General features: G+C 61.6%; 3 protein-coding genes and 1 pseudogene. 3 read left to right on the forward strand and 1 reads right to left on the reverse strand.

The window, feature by feature from the left end; genetic code table 11:
• The 3 genes and pseudogenes from MFF13_RS25445 to MFF13_RS25450 all read left to right on the forward strand — a co-directional run.
• Nucleotides 1–331, forward strand: a pseudogene (locus MFF13_RS25445) (alkaline phosphatase); the annotation flags it as partial.
• A 271-nt stretch (nt 332–602) separates the two neighbouring features.
• Nucleotides 603–980, forward strand: a complete 378-nt coding sequence (locus MFF13_RS26685) for a UCP034077 family protein (protein ID WP_505744308.1) — start codon at nt 603–605, stop codon at nt 978–980.
• A 21-nt stretch (nt 981–1,001) separates the two neighbouring features.
• Nucleotides 1,002–1,310 (forward strand): hypothetical protein, encoded by a 309-nt coding sequence (locus tag MFF13_RS25450; RefSeq protein WP_238273296.1) that lies wholly within the window; start codon nt 1,002–1,004, stop codon nt 1,308–1,310.
• Nucleotides 1,311–1,598: 288 nt separating this feature from the next.
• On the opposite strand, the gene MFF13_RS25455 is transcribed toward MFF13_RS25450, so the two are convergent.
• Nucleotides 1,599–1,874, reverse strand: a 276-nt coding sequence (locus tag MFF13_RS25455) for a hypothetical protein (protein WP_238273297.1), incomplete at its 5' end; no start/stop codon positions are given.

Consider the following 1,874-nt stretch of genomic DNA (forward strand, 5'->3'; position numbering starts at 1 on the left):
CCTGGCGGCAGGCGGCGATAGTTTCGCATTCGCCTATAATCACTACGAGGCCAATGGCTGGCACGAGGGTCGCATCCCGAACGCGGTGTTCGATGTCAAGGGCTACCTCGCGGCCTATGCGGACATCGCAGCAGCCAAGACCGATCCGCTCGCGCACTACGAGGCGAACGGCTGGAAAGAGGGACGTGATCCGTCTGCGAGCTTCGACGTGAAGGCCTACGAGAGCCACTACACGGACGTCGCCAACGCTCACATTGATCCGATGCTGCACTACCTCCAGTCCGGTGCTCTGGAAGGGCGGACCGCCTTCAATGACGGGCACTTCGGCTAAGACAGGCTGCACCGCGGCAGGACGATCCAGGACGGCCGGGGCAGCGATGCTCCGGCCGTTCTCTTTGGTCCTCGGCGACCTGTGTCTCTTTAGACTTCCCGTCGAGAAAACGACCGTTTTGCCGACGGGCTTCGTAAGCGCTCGATCCGCCCGTTAAAATGGCCCCGCTTGTGTCGGGAAAATATGACTGAAAATCAAACGACGGGAAAACGGTGTTTCTGAACCCTTACATTTAGATATCAGGACGTCTTGGTACCCATCCTTGGTCCTCATGCGCTCCCTACTGCTCGCACTGCCCCTGCTATGCGCTGCCGCTGGTGTGAGGGCTGAACCAGCATCCACCCTGAATGGGATGTGGCAGCTCCTCGGCGCTTGCACTCAATCCGTAAGCGGGCCTGCTGCATCGGTCGGATCGGAAGTGACGCTTCTCCTCAGCATCAAGCGCGACGGGAGCTTGCAAGGGAAGCCGAGGATCACGCACGCCAAGCTCGTCGGTGATGAGCAGGCTCAGAAAGCCTTCCTCGCCGGTGTGTTGGCCTCTGTCGCAGGCTGCTTCCCGTTGTCGATCACGGATGGCCTCGGCGGTGCTGTCGCGGGTCGCCCATTGCGGATACGTGTGATGAACCGCCCGAAGGAGCGAGGCGTTTAGGTTCCCGTCGTCGAAGGAGTCATGGCCAAGCTCGTTTACACACGCTTGCAGGACCATCCGCACGAAACGTACATCGCGACGAGCGGGTCCCTGATCGTTGGCCGCATCGATTGTATCTTTGCCGGCCCCGCAGCAGCCGAGAAATGGATGTGGGGCATGCAACTCGATATCGGTGCTACGCCGTATCGGCGAGGTGGAACCGTAGGCTCGCAGGAAGAGGCAGTAGACGCCCTCGAAGCAGCCTGGAGCAGCTGGAAGTCCTGGGCAGGTCTGCAGGACAGCAACGGCACGCAACCCACAGTCGCCTCCATCGCAGCGCCGACGACCTGAGTTCCAACTTCCCTTCCTGACGTGTCGATGCTGGGCTGATCACGAAGGAAAAAGGGGCTTCTTAAGCCTTGCCGCTCATTCTCTGGGCTATGGAAGAGCGCCGAGCGGTAGCACGTGCCCGCACCAATCTCCCCGGCTCTACCCTGACGGCTTTCGCTGTCACGGGTGAGACGTGTTCCGTCCAGAACCTATCGCCACTTGGCGCCGCCCTGGTGTTCCGAGAGGGGTTTGTCGTTCCAAGACGCCTCGACCTCTTCATCGGTGAGGATGGCCAAGCTCTGCAAGCCGTCACGATTTGGCGGAGGGGGAACGTCGCAGGGGTAAAGTTCCTGCAGCCTCGATCCCATGTGCCTGAGGTGCTGTCCGGCTGAAGTGGAGCCACATCGTTTGACCGCCGAGCGGGCGCCCGGTGCCGATCTTCACCCAATTCGCAATCACGTCCTCGGTGTCGCCGAGTTCAAGACGGATCGGACGGTTCGAGAGGTCGGCAACACACGGCAGCTCGGCGACGGCAGCGGCAACGTCGGCCTGCGTCGCGTCGGAGCGACCGCCCGTCAGCTCGCC

This window comes from Methylobacterium cerastii (genome assembly GCF_022179125.1).
In the GTDB taxonomy this organism is placed as follows: domain Bacteria; phylum Pseudomonadota; class Alphaproteobacteria; order Rhizobiales; family Beijerinckiaceae; genus Methylobacterium; species Methylobacterium cerastii.